Origin of the sequence: Methylobacterium sp. E-016 (genome assembly GCF_022829745.1) — a bacterium.
GTDB lineage: Bacteria > Pseudomonadota > Alphaproteobacteria > Rhizobiales > Beijerinckiaceae > Methylobacterium.
Genome location: NZ_JAKSYF010000140.1, coordinates 36120 through 55088, shown reverse-complemented (window position 1 = coordinate 55088; position 18969 = coordinate 36120). Strand labels below are relative to the sequence as shown.

Below are 18969 nucleotides of genomic sequence, written 5' to 3'. Positions count from 1 at the left end.
GACCTCTCGGCCTATGTCCGGCACCGGGGCCGCGCGCCCCGGGCGATGAACGACAACCGGAGGGCGCGGGCAGCGCCCCCCTGGCGGTGGGCCCTCCTCATCGGCGCCGTCCCCGTCGTCGGTCTGATGGCAGCCCTCTCGACCCTCATCTAGCCGACCCGCCGGGCACAAGCCTCCTGGACGCTCGCGCCCCCCCGCCGAGCGTCCTTCCCGTGTTCGACGGGCCCGCGACGCTGCGCGGTCGAGTCGAGGGTGCATCGCGGGCCCCTGCCCGATCGGGCTTCATTCGCCTCATCTTTGTGCAGCGCACACCCTCCGCGCGAAACCGGGCACCGACCGCTCGGCCCTGCCCGGCAGGGCGCGCGAGCCTCGTCCCGCCGAACTGGCACGGAACCTGCTGAGGTGATCCGACCCGTCAACGACGACGGGCAGCACCGTCAGCGAGGCCGCTGAACCGATGTCTCCTCGCGGGCGGCGACGCTTGCCGGGAGGTCGATCGGCGGCGGCTTTTTTCGTGGCGGACGTGCCCGGCGCAATCGAGGACGAGACCCTTCCACCGATGCTCACAGCCCAGACGGATCAGGTTCCAGCCGCGGAGATCCCGCGCGAGAGGCTCGTCGTGGTCGGCAACGGCATGGCCTCGCTGCGGTTTCTCGAGCGGCTGACCGAAGGGTCGCCCGGCCGCTACGACGTCACCGTGGTCGGCGCCGAGCCGGTGGCCGCCTACAACCGGGTGCTGCTGTCCTCGCTCCTTGGCGGCGAGGTCGACGAGGCGGCCTGCGCCTTCCGCGGGCTCGACTGGTACGAGAGCCACGGCATCCGCCTGATCACCGGCGCCCCCGCCACGCAGGTCGACCGAGAGAACGCGCTGGTCGTGGTCGGCGAGACCCACGTCCTGCCGTTCGACAAGCTGGTGCTCGCGGTCGGCTCCGTGCCGATCCGTCTGCCCAAGCCCGGGATGGACCTGCCCGGCATCATCACGTTCCGCGACCTGGCGGACGTGTCGGCGATCCGGAAGGCGGCGGTCCAGCACGCCAAGGCCATCGTCATCGGCGGCGGCCTGCTCGGGCTCGAGGCGGCGGTCGGGCTGGCGCGGCTCGGCGTCGACACCACCCTGCTCCACGTCATGGACCGGCTGATGGAGCGGCAGCTCGATCATTCCGCGGCCGCCCTGGTCCGCCGGGCGATGGAGGCGCGCGGCGTCAAGGTCCTGCTCAACGCCGACACCGACCGCGTCGAGGGCGACGGCCGCGTCGAGCGCCTGATCCTGGCCGACGGCACGGTGCTGCCGGCCGATCTCGTCGTCATGTCGGTGGGCGTGCGCCCGAACCTCGCCCTGGCGCAGGGCGCGGGGATCGAGACCGGGCGCGGCATCAAGGTCGACGACCGGATGACCACCTCGGACCCGCGGATCTTCGCGCTCGGCGAATGCGCCGAGCATCGCGGCATGGTCTACGGCCTCGTCGAGCCGGCCTACGAGCATGCCGAGACCCTGAGCCGCCACCTCTCCGGGCTCGAGGCCCAGTATTCCGGCACGGCGCTCTCGACGAGCCTCAAGGTCTCGGGGCTGCCGGTGTTCTCCGCGGGCGTGGTCGACACGCCCGACACCGCGGAGGCGATCGTGATGAGCGATCCGGGCGCCGGCCTCTACCGCAAGCTCCTGGTCGAGCGCGACCGCCTGATCGGCGCGGTCTTCGTCGGCGACATCGGCGAGCAGGGCCTGTGCAAGACCCTGATCCGCACCGGCGCGCCGGTCGGGGATCAGATCGACGACCTGATGTTCGGGCGCCCCGCGGCGCCCCCGGCCGAACCCCTCGCCAAGAATCTGGCAGCGTGAAGGAGGCAGACCATGGCTGAAGACTTCAACGCCGAACAGCAACGCTACCTCGAAGGCTTCGCCTCGGGCGTCGCCGCCGCCCGCCTCACCGGCGGCCTCGCCCTCGGCCAGGGCGGTCCGCCGCCCGAGCCGACCGGGCCGGACGCGATCCACATCAAGGCGCAGGACCGCACGGTGAAGGCCGGCGGCAAGCTCTGCGAGCAGGAGAAGTGGAAGCGCGCGGAGAACCCGTTCGAGGGCCACAACCGGCTGAAGGTGGAGGCCGCCACCGGCAAGGCCCCGAAGCCGGAGGACAACTTCCGCTGGCGCTACCACGGACTGTTCTGGGTCGCCCCGAACCAGACCTCGTTCATGGCGCGCCTGCGCATCCCCAACGGCATCCTGCACCATTGGCAGTTTTCCGGCGTCGCCGACCTCGCCGACGCGCATGGCGGCGGCTACGTCCACGTCACCACGCGGGCGAACCTCCAGGTGCGCCACATCGCGCCCGAGCACGCCCAGCCCTTCCTCGACGGGCTCGTCGACATCGGGCTGACGGCGCGCGGCGCGGGCGCCGACAACATCCGTAACGTCACCGGCTCGCCCACCGCCGGGATCGACGCCCAGGAGCTCCTCGACACGCGTCCGCTCGCCAAGTCCTGGAACAACTGGATCATCAACGACCAGTCGCTCTACGGCCTGCCGCGCAAGTTCAACGTCGCCTTCGACGGCGGCGGCATCGTCGCGGTGCTGGAGGAGACCAACGACATCGGCTTCCAGGCGATCGAGGTGCTGGAGGGCGCGAGCGTCGCGCCGGGCGTGTGGATGCGCCTGGTGCTCGGCGGCATCTCCGGCCATCGGGACCTCGCCCGCGACACCGGCATCGTGCTGAGGCCGGAGGATTGCAACGCGGTCTCGGATGCGATCATCCGGGTGTTCATCGAGAACGGCGACCGGACCAACCGCAACAAGGCGCGGATGAAGTACGTCCTCGACGCCTGGGGCTTCGACAAGTACCTCGCCGCCGTCGAGGAGAAGCTCGGGCGCAAGCTCGACCGGGTCGACCCCGCCCACGTCGCGCCGCGCCGCACCACCGACCGATTCGCCCATGTCGGCGTGCATGCGCAGGTCCAGCCCGGGCTGAACTGGGTCGGCGTGATCCTGCCGGTCGGCAAGATCATGAGCGACCAGGTCCGCGCGCTCGCGCGGATCGCGCAGGAATGCGGCGACGGGCAGATCCGCATGACGGTCTGGCAGAACTTCCTGTTCTCCGGCGTGCCCGACGCCAAGGTCGCCGAGGTGGAGGCGCGGGTGCAGGCGCTCGGGCTCACCACGAAGGCCGCCGGCATCCGTGCGGGGCTCGTCGCCTGCACCGGCTCGAACGGCTGCAAGTTCGCCGCCGCCGACACCAAGGGCGACGCGATGATCATCGCCGACCACGTCGAGGCCGCGCTGCCGGAGCTCGACGTGCCGGTCAACGTGCACGTCACCGGCTGCCACCACAGCTGCGCCCAGCACTACATCGGCGACATCGGCCTGATCGGCGCCAAGGTGGTGGTCTCGGAGGAGGGCGACACCGTTCCGGGCTACGACGTCGTGGTCGGCGGCGGCTTCGCCGAGAACCCGAAGATCGGCACCGAGATCTGGACCGCGATCAAGGCGGAGGACGCGCCGTCCCGCGTCGAGGCGCTGCTGCGCACCTACCTCGCCCGCCGCACCGGGCCGGACGAGAGCTTCCAGACCTTCACGGCGCGCACCGGGCCGGAAGCCCTGCGCGACCTTGCCGAAGACCAGCCAGCCCTCAAGGCAGCCGCATGAGCGAGCACGTCTCTCCCCCCCTCGTCCTCGTCCCCGAGAACGCCCCGTTCTCCGCCGACCAGCGCTCGTGGCTGTCGGGCTACTTCGCCGCCCTCCTCGGCCCGGCGGTCGAGGGCGCCACCGCCCTGGCCCCCGGCGACATGGCCGGCGGCCCCAAGCTCGCCGACAACGACGACGCGCCCTGGCACGACCCGTCGCTGCCGATCACCGAGCGCATGGAGATGGCCAAGGCCCGGCCCGAGCCGCAGAAGCTCATGGCGGCGATGGCGCAACAGGATTGCGGCCAGTGCGGCTACAATTGCGCCGACTACGCCAACGCCATCTTCCTCAAGAGCGAGGCGCGTCTGAACCTCTGCCAGCCCGGCGGCAAGGAGACGCTCCGGATGCTGAAGAAGCTCGACGAGGAGTTCGGCACGGGCGACGCCGCCGCGCCGGCCGCGGCCGCAGGCGAGGCGGCGGCGGACAAGGCCGCCGACCTCGGCCCCCTCGGCTTCTGCCGCGAGAACCCGGTGGAGGCGATCTTCCTCGGCCGCCGCCGGCTCAACGAGCCGGGCGGCGAGAAGGAGACGTGGCACGTCGAGTTCGACCTCAGGGACACGCCGATCAGCTACGAGGCCGGCGATTCGCTCGGCCTGTTCCCGGCCAACGCGCCGGCGCTCGCCGACGCGGTGATCGCCGAGCTCGGCGCCCGCCCCGAGCGGGTGATCGGCGGCAAGACCCTGCGCGACCGGCTGATCGCCGACTACTCGCTCGGCGCCGCCCCCGATGGGCTCTATCAGCTGCTCTCGCTGCTGACCTCCGGCGAGGCCCGGCGGAAGGCCAAGGCGCTCTCGGCCGGCGAGGACCCGGACGGCGACGCCGCCTATCTCGACGTGCTCGGCGCCCTGCACAAGTTTCCCGGCGCGCGCCCGGACGCCGAGGTCTTCCTCGAAGCCCTCGACGAGCTGCAGCCGCGGCTCTACTCGATCTCGTCCTCGCCGAAGATGGATGCGGGCAAGGTCTCGCTGACGGTGGACGCGGTGCGCTACAACCACCGCTCGCGCCTCCGGCTCGGCGTCGCCTCGACGCATCTCGGCGAGCGCATGCCCGAGCAGACCCGGGCGAAGATCTACCTGCAGAAGGCGCACGGCTTCGGGCTGCCGAAGGACCTCGCCACCGACGTGATCATGTGCGGCCCCGGCACCGGCATCGCGCCGTTCCGGGCCTTTCTGCGCGAGCGCGCCGCGACGCAGGCGCCTGGGCGCAACTGGCTGTTCTACGGCCACCAGCGCCAGGCAAGCGACTTCTTCTACAAGGACGAGCTCACCCGGATGCGCGACGACAAGGTGCTGACGCGCCTGTCGCTGGCCTGGTCGCGCGACGGCACCGAGAAGACCTACGTCCAGGACCGCATGCGCGAGAACGGCGCCGACCTGTGGAAGTGGCTGGAGGGGGGCGCCCACTTCTACGTCTGCGGCGACGCCAAGCGCATGGCCAAGGACGTGGAGCGCGCGATCATCGACGTCGCCGCCCAGCACGGCGGCAAATCCCCCGACGAGGCGGTGGCCTATCTCGGCGCGCTGAAGAAGGCCGGGCGCTACCAGGCCGACGTGTACTGAGCCGACAGGGCCGCCCTCCCGCTCGCGCGGGAAGGGCGGCGCTGGCAGAGCCCGGCCCGACTCTTGCTGCCTCCGCCGGCGCCGGCCGACGTCGTGAATACGAGGACCCTGCCATGACCGTGCACGTGCCGGAGCCCCAGGTCTCGAACCAGCAGGGCGCGAACCAGGCTGCGGCGGTTCGGACCACCTGCCCCTATTGCGGCGTCGGGTGCGGGGTGATCGCGACGCCGGACGGCAAGGGCGGCGCCGGGATCGCCGGGGACACCGCGCACCCGGCCAATTTCGGCCGCCTGTGCTCGAAGGGCTCGGCGCTCGGCGAGACGCTGGGCCTGGAGAACCGCCTGCTGCACCCGCACGTCGACGGCGCGCGGGTGTCGTGGGAATCGGCGCTCGGCACCGTCGCCGGCGCCTTCCGCCGCACGGCCGAGACCCACGGGCCGGACGCGATCGCGTTCTACCTGTCCGGGCAGCTGCTCACCGAGGATTACTACGTCGCCAACAAGCTCGCGAAGGGCTTCCTCGGCACGCCGCACGTCGACACCAACTCGCGCCTGTGCATGTCGAGCGCGGTCGCCGCCCACCGCCGGGCCTTCGGCTCCGACACCGTGCCGGGCTGCTACGAGGACCTCGACGAGGCCGACGTCATCGTGCTCGTCGGCTCGAACACCGCCTGGTGCCACCCGATCCTGTTCCGCCGGATGGTGGACGCGCGCACGACGCGCGGCACCAAGCTCGTGGTGGTCGACCCGCGCCGGACCGAGACCGCGGAGGAGGCCGACCTGTTCCTCGGCCTCAGGCCCGGGACCGACAGCGCGCTGTTCTCGGGCCTGCTGGTGCATCTCGACCGCATCGGCGCGTGCGACGCCCGCTTCGTGACCGACCACACCTCCGGCTACGAGGGCGCGCTCGAGCGGGCGCAGTCGATCGCGCCGACGCTGGCCGCCACCGCGGCGGCGACCGGCCTGTCGGAGGCGGACGTCTCCGCCTTCTTCGACCTGTTCGCCGCCACGCAGCGCGTCGTCACCGCCTTCTCGCAGGGCGCGAACCAGTCGGCGCAGGGGACCGACAAGGGCAACGCGATCATCAACTGCCACCTCGCCACCGGGCGCATCGGGCAGCCGGGCGCGGGGCCGTTCTCGCTGACCGGCCAGCCCAACGCCATGGGCGGGCGCGAGGTCGGGGGGCTGGCCAACATGCTGGCCGCCCACATGCACTTCGCGCCGGAGGAGGTCGACAAGGTCCGCCGCTTCTGGAACGCGCCGAACCTTATCACCGGCGAGGGGATGAAGGCGGTGGCGCTGTTCGACGCGGTCGCCCGCGGCAAGATCAAGGCGCTCTGGGTGATGGGGACCAACCCGCTGGTCTCGATGCCGCAGGCCGACACGATCAAGGAGGCCCTGAAGGGCCTCGACCTGCTCGTCGTCTCCGAGGTGATGGCCGATTCCGACACCGCCCGCGCCACGGCCCGGAAGACCGTGCTGCTGCCGGCCCTGGCCTGGGGCGAGAAGGACGGCACGGTCACCAATTCCGAGCGCCGGATCACGCGCCAGCGCCGCTTCCTCAAGGCGCCGGGCGAGGCGCGGCCGGACTGGGCGGTGCTCGCCGACGTCGGGCGCCGCCTCGGCCACGGCGCCGCCTTCGGCTTCACTTCGGCGGCGGCGGTGTTCCGCCAGCACGCCGCGCTGTCGGCGTTCGAGAACAACGGCACCCGCGACTTCGACATCGGCGCGCTCGCCGACATCGGGGACGCCGCCTACGAGACGAACCTGCCGGTGCAGTGGCCGCTGACGAAGCGCGGCGGCACGAAGGCACGGCTTTTCGCCGACGGCCGCTTCTTCACCTTCGACAAGCGCGCCCGCTTCGTCGCGGTGCAGGCGCCGGCCCTGGCGCAGGCGACGAGCGCGGCGATGCCCTTCGTGCTCAACACCGGCCGGGTGCGCGACCACTGGCACACGATGACGCGGACGGGGAAGAGCCAGCGGCTCTCGGCTCATCGCCCGGTGCCCTTCGTCCAGGTGCATCCGCGCGACGCCGCCGCCGCGGGCCTGGCCGAGGGCGGCCTCGCCCGGGTCTCGACCGCGCACGGCGCCGCCGAGCTGGAGGTGATCGTCACCGAGGCGGTGGCGCCCGGCAACCTGTTCATGCCGATGCACTGGAACGATTCGAACGCCTCGATGGCCCGCGTCGGGGCGCTGGTCCGCGGCGTGCCCGACCCGCTTTCGGGCCAGCCCGAGCTGAAGGCGACGCCGGCGGCGATCCAGGCTGCCGCCTACCGCTCGCGGGGCTTCCTGCTCAGCCGCGACCCGGTCGCGGCGCCCGCCGGATGGTGGTGGGCGCGCGCCACGATCGCCGGCGGCGCGGGCCTGCAATTCGCCACGCAGGACGGGTCGCGCGAGGCCATGCTGCTGATGCGCGGCTTGTTCCAGGGGCTGGAGCTCGCCGAGTACGCCGACCACGCCCGCGGCCGCTACCGCTGCGCGGTCTATGACGGCGAGCGCCTCCTCGCCTGCCTCGCGTTCGGTCCCGACGCGGGCCGGCCCGACTGGGAGGCGGCCAAGGCTCTGTTCGCGGAGGCGGTGCCCGGCGCGGCCGAGCGCCGCGCCCTGCTCTCGGGCCGCGCCGCCACCGCCGGGGCGGGGCCGGTGGTCTGCGCCTGCCACGGGGTCGGGCTCGACGTCATCACGGCGACCATCGCGGGCGGAGCGGGCTCCGTCGAGGCGGTGGGCGCGGCCTGCAAGGCCGGCACGAATTGCGGCTCGTGCATCCCTGAGATCCGCAAGCTGCTGCCGGAGGCGCTTGCGCGCGACGCCGCGTAGTATCAGGTTCGTCCGTGACCCTGCCGAGATCCAAGCCGACCCTCATGAGCACGCCCCGCCAGCCGCGCGAGACCCGCGCCGGCCTCGAGCCCCTCGCCGTCCTACCCGTCTTCGTGCCGCTGCAGGGGAAGCGCGCGGTGCTGGCCGGCTCGAACGGCGGCGCGCCGTGGAAGGTGAAGCTGCTCGCCGCCGCCGGCGCCCACGTCGACGTCTACGCCGCCGAGCCGAGCGAGGAGATGCGCAACGTTCCGGGCGAGATCGTCGCCGGCAGCGTGACCCTACACGAGCGGGCCTGGACGCCGGACGACCTGTGGGGCTCGGCCTTCTGCATCGGCGCAATGGAGGACGAGGCCGAGTGCGTCGCCTTCGTCGCGGCCGCGCGCGGCACCGGCGCCATCGTCAACGCCGTCGACCGGCCGCATCTCTGCGACGTGAAGTTCGGCGCCATCGTCAACCGCTCGCCGCTGGTGGTGGGCATCTCGACGGAAGGCGCGGTGCCGGTCTTCGGGCAGACCGTGCGGGCGCGCATCGAGGCGATGCTGCCGCGCGGGTTTTCGCGTTGGGTCGCGGCGGCGCGGGACTGGCGCGAGGGCGTCACCGCCCGCTTCCACGGGTTCAGCGAGCGCCGCGGGTTCTGGGAGCGCTTCTCGGACCTGGCCTTCGCCGAGCCCGACCGGGCCCCAACGCAGGCCGACCTCGACAGGCTGCTCGCGCAGACCGAGGCCGCGCCGAAGGGCGGGGCGGTGACGCTGGTCGGCGCCGGGCCGGGCGATGCCGAGCTGCTGACGCTGAAGGCGCTGCGGGCCCTGCGCAACGCCGACGTCATCCTCTACGACGACCTCGTCGCCCCCGAGATCCTGGACTACGCCCGCCGCGAGGCGCGCACGATGCTGGTCGGCAAGACCGGCCACGGCCCTTCCTGCCGCCAGGACGACATCAACGCGCTGATGGTCTCGCTCGCCAAGTCCGGCAAGCAGGTGGTGCGCCTCAAGTCCGGCGACCCGCTGATCTTCGGCCGCGCCGGCGAGGAGATCGAGGCCTGCCGGCAGGCCGGCATCCCCGTCGCCGTGGTGCCCGGGATCAGCGCGGCGCAGGGCGCGGCCGCCTCCCTCGGCGTCTCGCTCACCCACCGCGACGCGGCGCGCCGCCTGCAATACGTCACCGGCCACGACCGCCGCGGCGCGCTGCCGGACGACCTGAACTGGGGCGCGCTCGCCGACCCTTCGGTCACCACCGTGGTCTACATGCCCAAGCGCACCCTGCGGGTGCTGCTGGACCGCGCGGTGGCCGAAGGCTTGGCACCGGCGACGCCCGCTCTGGTGGTGTTCAACGCGACGCGGCCCAACCAGGCGGCGCTGCGGGGCACGGCGGCCGATCTCGCGGAGCGGGTCGAGGCTTCGCTGCTCGAAGGACCGGCGATCCTGATGGTGGGCGACGCTCTCAAGGAACAGAGTGTCGCGGACTGCGTCGAGCAGGCGCAGATCGCGATCTAGACCCGGCCGCTTCCCGTCTGCAGCCAGCCCGATCGTGACGCCGGACGCATCGTGAGGGCGTCGCGCGGGCACCTGCCGAACCGGGTTCCAGGCCAGGGAGGCGCACGACGGAACGCGGGCCTGAGGCAAAGCGCCGGGGGCCTCCGAGGTGCCCCGACCTTGCCTCCCGCGGCCGCCCATGCTGTTCCAGCCGCCGTCGCGAGAAGGTCACCTCCATGCGCCGCGCCCTCCTGCCCATCATCGCCTTCGTGCTCGGTTTCGTCGGGCTCACGGCGGCGGCCGTGTTCACGCTGATGCCGGAGCGGACGGAGGTGGCGGCCTCGAGCGTCGGCGGGCCGTTCGCGCTGATCGACCAGGACGGCAAGGCGGTCACCGAAGCCGACTTCGCAGGCGCCACGCACCTCGTGTTCTTCGGCTTCACCCACTGCCCCGACATCTGCCCGACCACGCTGCAGCAGATCTCGGACGTGCTGGCGGCGTTGGGGCCGAAGGCCAAGGCGATGAAGGTCGCCTTCATCACCGTCGATCCCGAGCGGGACACGCCGGCGAGCCTCAAGGCCTACCTGTCGAGCTTCGATCCGCGGATCGCCGGGCTCACCGGCAGCCCGGCGCAGGTGGCGGCGGCCGTGAAGGCCTATCGTGCCTACAGCCGCAAAGTGCCGGGCAAGGACGGCGACTACACGATGGAGCACACCGCGCTGGTCTACGTGATGGACGGCAGGAACCGCTTCCTCGGCGCGCTCAACCTGATGCGCCCGGCCGACGAGACCGCGGCGGAGCTCGCGCGGCGGATCTGAGCATCCGGCGCGGGCCTCACGCCGCCGGGCGCCGCGGACGCAGCAGGCCGCTGCGCGAGGTGCGCGACAGCCCGTGCTCGGTCTTGTTCCAGCGCGAGGGCGCACGGACGAACTCGATCACCGCGAGCCACGCGGCGACGCTCACCAGGGCGAAGTAGAGCAGCATCCCGGGCACGAACCACAGCAGGTCCCACCAGCCCCGGCGGATGCAGCCGAGCGCCGCCGGCAGGACCAGGGCCGCGGATCCCGCCAGGAACAGGGTGATCGCGACGGCGAGCGGCAGGTTCGGCCAGGGCTCGGGCGCGGCCGGGATCTCCTGGAGCAGGAAGTCGGCGCCCGCCCAGACGAGGAAGATCGGATAGACCAGGGCCGAGGCGACGGCGCCGGGCAGCAGCGTCACGGCGCAGAGCGCGTCGAGGCGCCCGAGCTGCCGGCAGGTCTCGGCGGGGCGGCGGCCGTAGGTGACGGTGGTCTGCAGGAACCCCTTCATCCAGCGGACGCGCTGGTGCAGCCAGGCCGGCAGGTTGTTCGGCGCCTCCTCGATCGTCGCGCTCGGCAGGTCGCCGACCTCGTAGCCGGCGCAGGCCAGCCGCATCCCGAGATCGGCATCCTCCGTGACGTTGCGCGCGTCCCAGCCGTGCAGCTTGCGCAGCACCTCGGTGCGCACGTGCATCGAGGTCCCGCCGAGCGGCATCGGCAGGCGCCACTGCGCCAGCGCCGGATTGAGCACGTCGAACAGGCCCGCATACTCGATGGCGAAGCACCGGGCGATCCAGGAATCCTCCGCGTTGTCGATCACCAGCCGGCCCTGGAGGCAGGCGGTGCGGGCGGGCGCCCGCGCGAAGATCTCGGCGGCGAGCCGGAGCTGGCCGGGATCGGGCACGTCCTCGGCGTCGTAGACCACGAGCAGCTCGCCGCGGGCGAGCGGCAGGGCGACGTTGAGCGCCCGCGGCTTCGTCCGCGGCCGGCCGTCGGGCACCGCGATCACCTCGAAGCGGGCGGGCAGGGGGACCTCCGCCAGCGCGGCGATCGTGCCGGCATCGTCGGCCTCGACGACGAACTTCAGGTCGAGCTTGGCCGCCGGATAGTCGCGGTATTATGCAGCAACCTCACCCAAAAGCGTTGAGATGATGTAGGAGGTTTTTATCACAGGTGACGAAAAATCACGGTTCCTTGTATGAGAAGATCAGCCTTCGAGCATTGTCGTGGCAGACAGGTTGATTTATATGTCAACGGACGCCGTTTTGAAAGTGCTGTGTCAAAGTGGCGCACTCATTAAGTGGGAGGCCGAGCTTGATGACGATGAGTCTCCGCAGAGACGGATCTACCTAGCTCCTGATGTTCATGCTTGGCTTAACCCACCTGAGGGTTCGAAAAAGAGTGACGTCAAGTATGCTGCAGGAGTGAGGCGGTTCTTGAAAGGATTTATTGTAGGAGAGAATTTTGATGATGTAATTAAGCTAAAAAATCTTGATGTAGATGAATTCGATGATCCAGATCAAGGTATTTGGGCCATCCGAGTTCAGCGTGAGCCAAAAACTCGTATATTTGGGGGCTTCCCGCACGAAAATGTTTTCGTAGGAACCCATGTGTATTTACGATCCGAATTGCCAAAAAAGAAATGGACGAATGAAAAATCGAAGGTTCTGACGCAATGGTCAGGAAGATACAAAGCTCTGGTGGGTGATGCCGAAAAACAAGTTGTCGGGATGCTCCCAAGACTAAGAAATAGAACGCGCGCTCAATTAACAAGCAACACTAAAGGTAGGCGCAATGGCTGACGTTATAGAATTCTCAGAAAGAGAAAAGGCTGACATTGAAGCCGACTCGTATTTTACGACACTAGAGGCCATTGAATTTGCGGCCTCAAAGGCTGATGAGGCAGGTATAAGCCCGGCGATTATTTCAAAAAGATCGGGCATCGACGCTGGTAGTCTGTCTAAGCTTTTAAATGGTAGAAAAAGAAATATTACATTAAAAACGCTTTTCACGGTGATGAAGGCAATGAACCGAAAGGTCTACATTTTATCGGAGGATAGGAAAGACATAAAAAACCGTAAACCAAATTTTAATTTTGATCACGAAAAACTTTTGGATGCAGATTTTGAGGTTACTAATCAGGGTACCGTTCATTTGATTGGACGAACTAGCAATACTAGAGCCAAAAGCCTCAGCACGTTTGCAAAGGTTGGCACCAAATGAGCCGAGCATTCACTGTCGATATGATGTGCATATGTGAATATGCCACTCAAGATGTGACAGGTAGGGCGATGCTCGCTGGAATATTTCCCGGCACGATAGGGTTCGAAAGTCAGCCAACAGTTTGGCCGCAAAACTTCATCTCGATATTCATTTCGCCCAAGAATAAGAAATTCAGTTTTTCAATTAAGCTTCTTGATAAAGATAAACACAATATCATTACCTTCAACGGAAATTATGAAAATGCCGTTGAGCCAGACGCGAGAGAGCGGATAGTCTTTATGGGGCAAATACCGCCCGTGAAATTTACAGGCGCCGGGGATCACGAATTAGTAGTCATGCAGGGAAAGCATGTCGTTGAAACTCGTACATTCCCAGTGACAATCGGAAGTCAGTTGCCAATGCAGCTTGGCAATATCAGCATCACGCATGAAATGAACGATATAGATTAATCTTTCATTTTCCAGACGCGGACGTTTTTGTCTCGTCCGGCGTCTTCAATCCGGCCGTGGGCTTGGGCACGAACTAGTGATTGGATGAGTCGATATGCGACGGCCTTCCGAAGCATCCGATCGCTCTCATCCCACCGTTTCGCGCGGATCACAGCCAACGCTATCTCGCGTGTGGTCAGTGGCTTACCAGCTTCAGCGAGCGCTGCCTTGCACAGCCCAAACATCTCCCCATAGGCGAACATGCGGTTGAGATGGGCGTAGGCAGGGAAGCGGGTCTGAGTGGTCGGTGAGAGGTCGTAGAGCGCCAGCACTGCCGTGATGCTCGATAGGTCGCGCTCTGCCACGGCGAGTTGGCGCCGTAGCTCCGTGATGTGTGCTTCAATCTCGTTGCGCTTGGCGGTGAGGGTGTTGACGACCTGGGGGATTGCCATCTCAGGCGGCCTTCGCCGTGTGACGCTGCCAGTAGCCCTTCCAGACCTGAGACGGGGCGTGGTTGAGGGCAGCGCCGGTGATGAGGGCGTACTGCTCGCCGTTGCTCACCCGGCGGTGGTTCTCACGCCAAGCCATCTCGCCAGCGTAGGCGCCGAGGTAAGGACCGGCGACGTGGTGGTGGACACCCATCTCAGCGCGGCGAAGGCGGGAGAAGAACGACTCGGCCTGATTGGTGCAGGCGTCGTCAAAGCTGTAGCCCTCCTGGTGATTGATGCGGCGGGTGGCGAAGCTCTTGTGGAGCCGATCCCAGCCCTTCGCCTCGTCAGCATGGATGACGGAGCCAGGAGCGACGCGGGTCTCGATGGTGGGGACAGCCTCAGCCTCGGCGCGAACCACGAAGGTGACGGCCTTACCGGCGCGCTCGCGGATGACGATGACGACGCGGCGCTTGCCGGTCTGGTTCTCAGCAAGGCGACGGTCGCGGCGATCGGCCTTCATGTTCTCGGGACGGACGTGGCCGCCGAAATAGGCGCCATCGACCTCCACCGTGCCGGAGGCGGTGTGCGCAGCCGCCTCAACCGCCACAGCCTCGCGCAGCTTGTGAGCCATGACGAAGGCGGTGCGATACTGAACGTCGAGGTCGCGGGAAAGCTGCAGGGCGCTGTGGCCCTTCGCGCCGTTAGCGAAGATCGCGATGGCGAGCAGGTGGTCGCGGATCGGGAGCTTGCGGCTGGCGAAGATGGTGCCGCTCGTGACGCTGTACTGATGGCGGCAACCACCGCACTTGAACAGCTTGCGGGTCGCGATGAAGGAGTGCTTCAGGCAGCCGCAGCGGGGGCAGAACGGAGCGCCCTTGGTGTCGGCCCAGCGGATCGCCTTGAACACGTCCCACGCCGCATCGTCCGAAAGACGCGCGACCTGGGCGAGGGAGAGGGACCGGGCTGCTTTGGAGAGAAGGAAGTGCTGGGCCACGACGTCACCTGAACGTTTTGCGTTGAGGTGAACCCTATTAGCTCAAATCGGTGCAGTCAACGCTTTTAACCCGCTTGCCGCAAAAAACCTCATGCGGTAGTTCTGAGGCACGATGACACCTGAGCACTGCCGCGCCGCAAGAGCCTGGTTGGGTTGGTCGCAAGGCGACCTCTCCAAGCGCGCCAGCATTGGTTTGAGCACGATCCGGTCGTTTGAGAACGGGTTACGCTCGCCGATCGCCAACAACCTGATGGCGATGCGGCGTGTGTTCGAGTCGGCCGGCATCACCTTTATGGATGAGCCGGCCGGGATCACTTACGAGGGCGTCGAGCCTTCGCCCGAGAAGAACGGCACCGGGACGGCGCCGTAGTGTGAGAGGCCGCGCACGATCTTAGAGACCGTGCCGCCGTTCACACAGAAGTAGAAAGCCGCTCGGGACTGACTCCATCCCATCACAAGGACGGCGTGGAGGATGTGGCAAGCAGTCTGGTGCTCGCAGGGGAACTCGTTGGGCATAGCTGGTCCTTAACGCCATCAGGCGATTTGCAAGGGACCGGCTTGAACGAGACGACCAAAAGTGCGACTCTCAGCGTGTAGCGCTGTCGCTTTTGATCGCTGTCCAAGCCGGATGGTATCTGGAAACGATGGTTCTGGCTCGGGCCGGTGTTAGCGCACCAGCCCGAGCCGTTACCCTCTTCTGAGGGCATGGTGGCCGACCATGGCATTCTCCTTCGTTTGCGCCGGTCAGGACGCGGGGTGGAATGGATGAGCTAGTGTCCGTAGATCATTTTACGGACCTCAGGATCTTCTAGCTCGGCATCTGAGCCGTGCGACGCGCCCGCGTCGTGCGGCTCATTCTTGTACGAAGGTAGGACGTAGAACGCCCCGTCCTTCTTCAAACGTTGTTGGCGGATTAGGCGATTGATCGCGCTATAACCATATTGCGGGTTGCGATCGAGACGTGCCGCGTACTCCTCATGTTGGCGAAGTCGAGACATGACATCGCGCGGGAGCATCCGCGAACTATCATCGAAATAGCTAAGGATTACGGCGGTTACTCCGCTAGTGGGATGACCTTCTGCGTCCTCATCTATCTCTCCTTTCTCGGAAAGGTGCTTGAAAACCTCAGGAAGGTAAAATTTGTCGCCGTGTTTTACTAGCCTATTATCTTGTACCATCCGGCTAAGTGCGTTGTATATTCCGTTTGGATTGCGAATTAGCCGATCCTTTGCTTCCACCGGGCCAGCTTCCCGAATATATTGAACGATATCTCGGGGCTGCAATCCTGCGGTAACAGCTTTGAACGCATCACTGATCACGTCACGCCATATAGAAGCTCGCTCCGGACCCTCTCGAGCGCCCTCAATTGCTTCCTCTATGCCTTGTATGAGGCTACGTGGAGCAATCAGGCGTACAGCCTCGTACCAACGATCTTCGTCAGCCAGCTTCTGTTGAAGCGCTTCTACTTCGGCAACGATCTCCTCACGCTTCAACCTTCGCGCGAGGATGTCCTCGCGGGTCAAGCTGAAGCTCCAAGGGGATGATTCGGCCACGCACCATTCTCCAGTCCGAAGAGCATGCCCGGCTCCTCAAAAAATTGCAAGCCACCCTCCCATGAGAGAGAGATGAGTTGAGGGGTGGAAGGGTAGGAGTCTCGACCCTTTGACGAGTTGACGCTTAGAACCTTAGGAGGTGCCGGGCATTCTCATCGGCCAGCCGAGAGGGATGAATGGCTTGGCGGCCTGCCCACATCAACGCTTTTGGGTGAGGTTGCTGCATAATACCGGATAGTCGAGCCGGGCCAGCGCCGAGACGAGCCGCGGCACCACGCGGGCCTCGCGATAGAGCGCCACGAGGACGGTGTAGGTCGGCAGGTCGCGGTCGCTCAGGGGCGAGGCGATCGGCGGCGGGACGGTCGGGACGCCGACGAACACGGCGCCGACGCGGAAGATCGCCATCACCAGGAACAGCGTCTGCGCCGCCACGACCAGGATCATCGCGAGGAACGGGGGCAGGGCCTCGAACACCACGATGCCGGCGCACGCCACGAGCGCGACCAGCGCCAGGGCCGGCCCCAGGGGACGGCTGCCGAAGGCCCAGTCCGGCGCCTTCGCCTCGAGGTCGTCGACCGCGTAGCCGGCGATGGCCTCGGGGATCGCCGCGAACAGGGCCGCGCGCAGGCGGGTCGGGCTCGTCACCGCCGGCATCCGCCCGCGCGGGCTGCGCCCGGCGAGCAGCTCGGCGATCTGCCGCCCGCGCGGCGCCAGCACCGCCGGGGCGGGGGCCCCGAGGACCAGCGGCGCCATGCCGAGCGAGAGGCTGTCGGGAAAGCGCGCGCCCATGCCGAGCGGGATCGGCCCGTCGAGGTAGGCCGCGTCGAGCGCGCGGGCGAGCGCCCGGTAATACGGCTCCTCGTCCATCAGCCCGGCCCGCAGCAGCGCGGTCGCCGCATCGGTGCCGCTCGCCTCGGCCAGCGCCGCGGCCCGGCGGAGCAAGGCCGCGTCGACGCCTTCGGCCGCCAGGAACGCGATCTCCGGCGGCAGGCCCGGTGCGCCGAGGGGCGGGCCCAGGAAACGGAGGAACGACACGGGGCCGGCTGCCGTCGGCTCCGGGACGTGCTAAGGCGGGGGCGTGAGCCGGACCCCCTCCCCATCGCGCCGTCGGCGCCCCGCGATCATAGGTGCGCCCGGCCCCGGCGCAAGCACGATGTCCTCGATCAAGACTATTCTCTTAGCCGTCGGCCTCTGCGTCGCGACGATGCCGCAGGCGGGCGCCCAGGATCGTGCCGGTCAGGTGCGTGCCGGCCAGCCCGCCGCCGGCAGCCCCGCGCCCGCCGCCGTGACGGTGCCCAACTTCTGGAACCCGCGCAGCCGCGGCGAGCGGGTCGAGGCGCCGCAGACCGGCCGGGCCGTGCGCTTCCTGACCGACGACGAGTTCCCGCCGCTGCACTTCGCAGGCCCCGACGGAAACCCGACGGGCTTCGTGGTGGAGCTGGCCCGCGCCGTCTGCGAGAAGCTGTCGATCACCTGCACCGTGCAGGCCCGGCGCTTCGACACCCTCCTCGACGGCCTGACGGACAAGCAGGGCGACGTCGTCGCCGCCGCGATCCCGCTGACGCCGACGCTGCGGGCGACGTTCTCCGCGACGCGCCCGTATTTCCGGTGGCCGGCGCGCTTCGCCGCCCGCGTCGACCGCGGCCTGCCGGCTCCCTCGGCGAGCGCGCTGGCGGGCAAGTCGGTGGCGGTGGTCGGCGGCAGCGCCCACGCCGCCTACCTCCAGGCGTTCTTTCCCAAGGCCGAGGCGAAGCCGTTTTCCGACCTCGCCGCGGCGGAAGGCGCGGTGAAGCGCGGCGAGGCCGACTACGTCTTCGCCGACGGGCTCGGCCTCGCCCTCTGGGTCGGCGGCCTGGAGGCGGGCAATTGCTGCGCGCTCGTCGGCGGCGACTACCTCGAGAACCGCTACTTCGGCGAGGGCATCGGCCTGATCACCCGGCCCGAGGACGCGGCCCTGTCGCGCGCGCTGGACGACGCGCTGCAGCGGGTGTGGGACGACGGGAAGTACACCGAGCTGTACCTGCGGTTCTTCCCCGTCAGCCCGTTCTGATCCGCATTGCGTCCGGGACCGACGCGTCTCCTTTTCCGCAGGCGTTCCTGCGGGTATCCTCGGCGCGGTCCTGCGAAGGGGCGGTCCTGCGAAGGGGCGAGCCCGCAAACGGCGTGAGGCGGCCATGACGGCTCCGAGCCCGTTCGAGCGCATCCTCGCCGCCCGCGTCGCGGACCGTCACCGGACGGCGCGAGGCCTCGCGGCACGGATCGTGTCCGACGTCGAGGCGCAGGGTCGCGCGATCAGCCTCATCGGCTCGCTGGCGACCGGGCGTTTCCGGCTGCATTCCGACATCGACCTCCTGGTGCGCGGGCCGATCGATCCGGCCGAACGCGCCGCCGTCGAGCGGGCGGTGGCTGCGGTGATGCGCGGCACCGGCATCCCCTACGACCTGATCGATGCCTGCGATCTCACGCCGTCGCAGCGGGAGGCATTCGAGAAGGCGGTCCCGTGATCGCGTCGCGACTGCCCGCCTTCGCCAAGCCTGGTCCGAAGCTCGACCGCGCGGGCCGCGAGCTGGCGAACCTCGACGCGTTCCTCGCCGGATACGACGCCCTCCCGCCGGAGCAGCGGACGACGTGGGGGCGGCTCACGGCGATCGCGGCCGCCCTTCACAACGCTGACAACGGCATCGAGGACGTGCTGCTCGGCATCGCCAAGGACGTCGACGGGGCCGCACCGACCGGCGACACCTCGCACCAGGACCTGCTCGATCAGATGCGGGCGCAGATACCGGGCCTGCGTCCGGCCGTGCTCGACGACGAGCTCTACGTTTCGCTGATGGAGCTGAAGGGCTTTCGGCACCGCGTGCGGCACAATCACGGGTTCGACCACGACGCCGGCCGGACGGAGCAGAACCGGGCGCTGATGCAAGCGACCTTCCCGAAACTCGTCGAGGCCGTCAGGACGTTGGAGAACCGGCCGACGGGATCGGGGGCCGACGACCCAGCCGAGCGGCCGTAAAAGTCGATTT

General features: G+C 68.2%; 18 protein-coding genes. 13 read left to right on the top strand and 5 right to left on the bottom strand.

Going from position 1 to position 18969, the window contains the following annotated elements:
• Positions 1-559: 559 nt before the first annotated feature.
• From MKK68_RS20945 to MKK68_RS20920, 6 genes are all read left to right on the top strand, one after another.
• A complete protein-coding gene (locus tag MKK68_RS20945) occupies positions 560-1837 on the top strand; it encodes an NAD(P)/FAD-dependent oxidoreductase (protein WP_147727642.1) in 1278 nt (425 codons plus the stop codon).
• A 12-nt stretch (positions 1838-1849) separates the two neighbouring features.
• Positions 1850-3634, top strand: coding sequence for a NirA family protein (locus MKK68_RS20940; RefSeq protein WP_147844307.1), 1785 nt, complete (start codon positions 1850-1852; stop codon positions 3632-3634).
• Positions 3631-5232, top strand: coding sequence for a sulfite reductase subunit alpha (locus MKK68_RS20935; RefSeq protein ID WP_244032811.1), 1602 nt, complete (start codon positions 3631-3633; stop codon positions 5230-5232). The genes MKK68_RS20940 and MKK68_RS20935 overlap by 4 nt, the downstream gene beginning before the upstream one ends.
• Before the next feature lie 113 nt (positions 5233-5345).
• Complete coding sequence (locus MKK68_RS20930) at positions 5346-8048, top strand: nitrate reductase (protein ID WP_244032809.1); 2703 nt, start codon at positions 5346-5348, stop codon at positions 8046-8048.
• A gap of 44 nt (positions 8049-8092) precedes the next feature.
• On the top strand, positions 8093-9541 hold the full coding sequence (cysG, locus tag MKK68_RS20925) for a siroheme synthase CysG (RefSeq protein WP_147858699.1): 1449 nt from the start codon (positions 8093-8095) through the stop codon (positions 9539-9541).
• A gap of 215 nt (positions 9542-9756) precedes the next feature.
• Positions 9757-10338 (top strand): SCO family protein, encoded by a 582-nt coding sequence (locus MKK68_RS20920; RefSeq protein ID WP_147728976.1) that lies wholly within the window; start codon positions 9757-9759, stop codon positions 10336-10338.
• A gap of 16 nt (positions 10339-10354) precedes the next feature.
• On the opposite strand, the gene MKK68_RS20915 is transcribed toward MKK68_RS20920, so the two are convergent.
• Positions 10355-11359, bottom strand: coding sequence for a glycosyltransferase family 2 protein (locus tag MKK68_RS20915; protein ID WP_409567288.1), 1005 nt, complete (start codon positions 11357-11359; stop codon positions 10355-10357).
• Positions 11360-11543: 184 nt separating this feature from the next.
• Here MKK68_RS20915 and MKK68_RS20910 point away from each other — a divergent pair, with 184 nt between their 5' ends.
• The 3 genes from MKK68_RS20910 to MKK68_RS20900 are packed head-to-tail and all read left to right on the top strand — an operon-like array spanning position 11544 to position 12989.
• A complete protein-coding gene (locus MKK68_RS20910; protein ID WP_244032807.1) occupies positions 11544-12119 on the top strand; it encodes a hypothetical protein in 576 nt (191 codons plus the stop codon).
• The gene (locus MKK68_RS20905; protein WP_244032806.1) at positions 12112-12540 is read left to right on the top strand and encodes a helix-turn-helix domain-containing protein; all 429 of its coding nucleotides are present in this window, start codon (positions 12112-12114) and stop codon (positions 12538-12540) included. Before MKK68_RS20910 ends, MKK68_RS20905 begins: the two co-directional genes overlap by 8 nt.
• A complete protein-coding gene (locus tag MKK68_RS20900) occupies positions 12537-12989 on the top strand; it encodes a DUF6941 family protein (RefSeq protein ID WP_244032805.1) in 453 nt (150 codons plus the stop codon). Before MKK68_RS20905 ends, MKK68_RS20900 begins: the two co-directional genes overlap by 4 nt.
• Here MKK68_RS20900 and MKK68_RS20895 read toward each other — a convergent pair.
• Positions 12986-13420 (bottom strand): hypothetical protein, encoded by a 435-nt coding sequence (locus tag MKK68_RS20895; protein ID WP_244032802.1) that lies wholly within the window; start codon positions 13418-13420, stop codon positions 12986-12988. The two genes, MKK68_RS20900 and MKK68_RS20895, sit on opposite strands and share 4 nt — an antisense overlap.
• A 1-nt stretch (position 13421) precedes the next feature.
• Entirely contained in the window at positions 13422-14393 is a 972-nt protein-coding gene (locus tag MKK68_RS20890) for an IS1595 family transposase (protein WP_244032800.1), read from the bottom strand.
• 112 nt (positions 14394-14505) lie between these two features.
• On the opposite strand from MKK68_RS20890, the gene MKK68_RS20885 reads away from it, so the two are divergent.
• Entirely contained in the window at positions 14506-14763 is a 258-nt protein-coding gene (locus MKK68_RS20885) for a helix-turn-helix domain-containing protein (protein ID WP_244032799.1), read from the top strand.
• Positions 14764-15163: 400 nt separating this feature from the next.
• On the opposite strand, the gene MKK68_RS20880 is transcribed toward MKK68_RS20885, so the two are convergent.
• Positions 15164-15946: a hypothetical protein gene (locus MKK68_RS20880; RefSeq protein ID WP_244032798.1), complete on the bottom strand. Its 783-nt coding sequence runs from the start codon at positions 15944-15946 to the stop codon at positions 15164-15166.
• Positions 15947-16144: 198 nt separating this feature from the next.
• Positions 16145-16981 (bottom strand): hypothetical protein, encoded by an 837-nt coding sequence (locus MKK68_RS20875; protein ID WP_244032797.1) that lies wholly within the window; start codon positions 16979-16981, stop codon positions 16145-16147.
• 169 nt (positions 16982-17150) lie between these two features.
• On the opposite strand from MKK68_RS20875, the gene MKK68_RS20870 reads away from it, so the two are divergent.
• The 3 genes from MKK68_RS20870 (at position 17151) to MKK68_RS20860 (ending at position 18959) form a co-directional block, all read left to right on the top strand.
• Positions 17151-17996: a transporter substrate-binding domain-containing protein gene (locus MKK68_RS20870; protein WP_147726597.1), complete on the top strand. Its 846-nt coding sequence runs from the start codon at positions 17151-17153 to the stop codon at positions 17994-17996.
• A gap of 124 nt (positions 17997-18120) precedes the next feature.
• On the top strand, positions 18121-18450 hold the full coding sequence (locus MKK68_RS20865; protein ID WP_243935923.1) for a nucleotidyltransferase domain-containing protein: 330 nt from the start codon (positions 18121-18123) through the stop codon (positions 18448-18450).
• Positions 18447-18959 (top strand): hypothetical protein, encoded by a 513-nt coding sequence (locus MKK68_RS20860; protein WP_243933134.1) that lies wholly within the window; start codon positions 18447-18449, stop codon positions 18957-18959. Before MKK68_RS20865 ends, MKK68_RS20860 begins: the two co-directional genes overlap by 4 nt.
• The last annotated feature ends 10 nt before the right edge of the window (positions 18960-18969 follow it).